Source organism: Candidatus Rokuibacteriota bacterium (genome assembly GCA_016209385.1).
Lineage (GTDB): Bacteria > Methylomirabilota > Methylomirabilia > Rokubacteriales > CSP1-6 > JACQWB01.
Genome location: JACQWB010000027.1, coordinates 1 through 4,515, shown reverse-complemented (window position 1 = coordinate 4,515; position 4,515 = coordinate 1). Strand labels below are relative to the sequence as shown.

4 protein-coding genes are annotated in these 4,515 nt (G+C 67.6%); all 4 read left to right on the top strand.

All coding sequences use genetic code 11. The features are described 5' to 3' along the window. Positions 1-505: Flp pilus assembly complex ATPase component TadA (gene tadA, locus HY726_01735; GenBank protein ID MBI4607713.1), on the top strand; the 505-nt coding region annotated here is incomplete at its 5' end. Positions 506-596: 91 nt separating this feature from the next. After that, entirely contained in the window at positions 597-1,799 is a 1,203-nt protein-coding gene (locus HY726_01730) for a type II secretion system F family protein (protein MBI4607712.1), read from the top strand. A 9-nt stretch (positions 1,800-1,808) separates the two neighbouring features. After that, on the top strand, positions 1,809-3,449 hold the full coding sequence (locus HY726_01725) for a PAS domain S-box protein (GenBank protein ID MBI4607711.1): 1,641 nt from the start codon (positions 1,809-1,811) through the stop codon (positions 3,447-3,449). After that, positions 3,446-4,515: sigma-54-dependent Fis family transcriptional regulator (locus HY726_01720; GenBank protein MBI4607710.1), on the top strand; the 1,070-nt coding region annotated here is incomplete at its 3' end. The genes HY726_01725 and HY726_01720, both read left to right, overlap by 4 nt.

Genomic DNA, 4,515 nt, shown 5'->3' with positions numbered 1-4,515 from the left:
CTCCCTCACCGGCCACCTCGTCTTCTCCACCCTCCACACCAACAGCGCCCCCGAAACCGTCATCCGCCTCCTCGACATGGGCATGGACCCCTTCAACTTCGCCGACGCCCTGCTCGGGGTCCTCGCCCAGCGCCTCGTCAAGCGCGTCTGCAGCGAGTGCAAGGAGAAATACCACCCCCCCAGGAAGGAGTACGAGGAGCTGGCCCGCGCCTACGGCGCGGAAGAGTTCGAGCGCCTCGCCAAGTACGACGACGCCTTCGTCCTCTACCGCGGCAAGGGCTGCCCCAACTGCAACAAGAGCGGCTACCGTGGCCGCGCCGGCATCCACGAGCTCCTGGTCGCCACCGAAGAGGTCAAGCGGCTCATCCAGCGCAAGGCCCCGGTCGCCGAGTTGCTCGTCGCCGTCAAACAAGGCGGCATGACGACCCTCGTTCAGGACGGCGTCATCAAGTCCCTGGACGGGATTACCGACTTCAGACAGGTCAAGGCGGTCGCGATCAAGTAGCGGGATCGCGGGGAAGCTGTTCGAGCCGAGCGGCGCCGGCCATGCCGTAGGCAGGCCCGTTGCGAGGCGAGGCCCGAGTAAGGAGGAGGCCATGCCAGTCTTCACGTACCAGGGGCGAACCGCGCGGGGCTCCACCGCCGGGGAGATCGAGGCCCCGGACCGGGCCTCCGCCGTTTCCCAGCTCCGCCAGCGGCAGATCCTCATCACCGCAATCAAGGAAAAACCAGCGAAGGCGGCCGGCGCCAAGGTGGTGGCGGGCAAGGTCAAGGACCGCACGCTGGCGATTTTCACGCGGCAGTTCTCCACCATGATCGACGCCGGCCTCCCGCTGGTCCAGTGCCTCAACATCCTGGCCGCGCAGAGCGACTCACCCGTCCTCCGGAGCGTGACGGCCCAGGTGGCGCGGGACGTGGAGTCCGGCTCCAGCCTGGCCGAGGCGCTCCGGAAGCACCCCAAGACCTTCAACGAGCTCTTCACCAACCTGGTCGAGGTGGGGGAATCGGGCGGTATCCTCGACGTGGTCCTCCAGCGCCTGTCGGTGTACATCGAGAAGGCCGCGGCCCTCAAGGCCAAGGTAAAGTCGGCGATGATGTACCCGACCGCCATCGTGAGCGTCGCCCTCCTCATCACGATCTTCATCCTGACCTTCGTCATCCCCACCTTCGCCAAGATGTTCGAGCAGATGGGCGCGGCGCTGCCGCTCCCCACGGCGATCGTCATCGCCATGTCCAACTTTATGCTGTCGTACTGGTGGCTCGTGTTCGGCGGGTTCGCCGGGATCATCTTCGGCGTTCGCACCTACTACAAGACCGAAGCAGGCAAGTCGGTCATCGACGCGTTCATGCTGAAGCTCCCGGTGTTCGGGATGCTGCTCCGGAAGGTCGCGGTCGCCAAATTCACTCGGACCCTGGGAACGATGATCTCCTCCGGCGTTCCCATCCTCGAGGGGCTCCGGATCACCGCCCGGACGGCGGGCAACAAGGTCGTGGAGAAGGCCGTCTTCACGACCCGGGAATCGGTCGCCGCCGGAGGGCCGCTCGTCGAGCCCCTGAAGGCCTCGGGCGTCTTCCCGCCCATGGTGATCCAGATGATCAACGTGGGAGAGCAGACTGGCGCCCTCGACACCATGCTCGGCAAGATCGCCGACTTCTATGATGAGGAGGTGGATACCGCGGTCAGCGGGCTCATGGCGCTCCTGGAGCCCATGATGATCGTCTTCCTGGGCGTGCTCATCGGCGGTCTCGTCGTGGCGATGTATCTGCCGATCTTCAAGCTCGTGACCGTGATGAAGTAGCGCGCGGCTGTGCGCGAGGCACCGAACCTTTCCGCCCTCCTCCGGCGGCTCAGCTGGGCCCGGCTGCTGGTCTCGGCGGTCCTCCTGGCCGCCGGCGCGCTCCTGGCCCAGTGGGGCGCCCTCCCGTTCAACCTCCCGCCGTTCGTCCTCTGCCTCCTCGGCGCCGGCGTCGCGTCGGGCGTCTACCTCGCCGTGCAGCCGGAGGTCTCGAACCTCCGGCGCTTCGCGTGGCTCCAGCTCATCCTGGACGTCGTGCTGTCGACCGCCATCCTGGCCGCGACCGGCGGGCCCGGGAGCATCTTCTCCTTCCTCTACGTCCTGTCCGTCACCGCCGCATGCATGCTGCTCTCCCGGCAGGGAGGGCTCGTCATCGCGGGGCTGTCGAGCCTCCTCTACGCGGGCCTCGTACTGGGCAAGACCATCCTGCCCCTCAGCCTGTTCATGGAACCCACCGAGGCGACCGCCCTGGACGTGCTCACGATGTTCACGACCACGGGGGCGCTCTTGACCGTCGCCATCCTGGCCGGCTCGCTGGCCGAGCGCTACCAGCTGATGCAGCAGGAGCTCACGACGCAGGGGCGGGACCTGAAGGACCTCCAGGTCTTCAAGGACGCCATCTTCGAATCGGTCGGCTCCGGTCTCGTCGCGCTGGACCGCGAGCGGTACATCACGGCGTTCAACCGCGCGGTGGAGGAGATCACCGGATTCACGGCCCGGGACGCGGTCGGCCAGCGCTGGGAGACCATCTTCGGCCTCAGCATCCCGGTCGACCAGATCCTGGCGGCGGCGAGGCGCGATAGCCTGCACGTCCACCGCCAGGAAACGCGGCTGACGCGAAAGGACGGGCGCGAGGTGCCGCTCGGGATCTCCTTCTGGCCGCTTCGCTCGGCCGAGGGGGACCTGGGCGGGCTCATCGGCGTCTGCCAGGACCTCTCGGAGATCAAGCAGATGGAGCAGCGCGTGCGGCAGGCCGACCGCCTTGCGGCGATCGGGAGGCTGGCGGCCAACATCGCCCACGAGATCCGGAATCCGCTCGCGGCCCTCACCGGAGCGATCGAGCAGTTCGCCCAGGAGACCCCGCCGGAGGAGACCCGGGAGCGGCTCATCGAGATCGTCCTCCGGGAGTCCGACCGCCTCAACCGGATCATCGGCGAGTTCCTCGAGTACGCGCGCCCGGTACCGCTCCGGCCCCAGGTCGTGAACCTCAGCGAGCTGCTCGACGAGGTCGTGCTGCTCCTCGAGTGCCATCCGCTGTCCGGGAAGATCAAGATCCTCCGGGAGTACGCCGCCGGGCTCTCCGCCTGCGTCGATGCGCACCAGCTCCGCCAGGCCCTCTGGAACCTCTCGCTGAACGCCCTCCAGGCCATGCCGCACGGCGGCGAGCTCACGATCGGGGCGCGGGCCCCGACCCGTGCGGGCTGGCTCGAGATGTGGGTGAGCGACACCGGGCCGGGGATCAGGAACGAGGACCTCCCTCACATCTTCGAGCCGTTCTTCTCCACCAGGCCGGACGGGAGCGGTCTCGGGCTCGCGGTCGTGCACCGCGTCGTCCAGGATCACGGAGGTGAGGTCGAGGTCCGGAGCATTCCCGGGCTCGGCACGACTTTCACCCTGCGCCTCCCGCTCCGGCCCGACGCCCCAGGCCGATGAGGGGAGCCCGCATCCTGGTCGCCGACAACGAGCGGAGCATGCGCGAGCTGCTCGCGATCACGCTCGAGAAGGAAGGCTACGACGTGAGCGCGGCCGACGGAGGGGAGTCGGCGATCGAAGCGGTGCGCCGGGAGCCCTTCGACCTCATCATCACGGACGTGCGGATGCCCGGGGTGGACGGCATCCAGGTGTTGAAGGTGGTCAAGGAGCTGGCGCCGGACACGGTGGTCCTCATGATCACCGCCTTCTCCTCCACCGAGACCGCGGTCGAGGCCATGAAGCTCGGCGCCTACGACTACATCACCAAACCGTTCAAGCTGGACGAGATCAAGCTGATCATCAACAACGCGCTGGAGCAAAAGCGGCTCAAGGAAGAAAACCTCTACCTGAGGAAGCAGCTCGAGACCCAGTACAGGTTCGAGAACATCGTCGGCAAGAGCCCGAAGACCGTGGAGGTCTTCGATACGATCCGGAAGATCGCCGACAGCCACGTGACCGTGCTCATCAGCGGCGAGAGCGGCACGGGCAAGGAGCTGGTCGCCCGGGCGATCCACTTCAACAGCCAGCGCCGCCACAGGTCATTCGTCTCCGTGAACTGCGGGGCCATCCCGGAGGGCCTGGCCGAGTCGGAGCTGTTCGGGCACGTCAAGGGGGCGTTTACCGGGGCCGTGGCCAACAAGGTCGGGCTCTTCTCGGCGGCGGACGGGGGGACCCTCTTCCTCGACGAGGTCACGGCGATCCCACCGTACCTGCAGGTCAAGCTGCTGCGGGCCATCCAGGAGCGCGAGATCCGGCGGGTCGGCGAGGCGAAGGACAGCAAGGTCGACGTGCGCCTCATCGCGGCGTCCAACCGCGATCTGGAGCGCGCCGTCCAGGAGGGCAGCCTCCGCGAGGACCTCTTCTACCGGCTCAACGTCATCCCCATCCACCTCCCGGCCCTGCGCGAGCGGCGCGAGGACATCCCGCTGCTCGTCGACCACTTCGTCCGCAAGTTCTCGGCCGAGCTGGGCAAGCCCGTGCGGCGGGTGTCGCCCGACGCCATGAGCGTGCTCGAGCAGTACCCGTG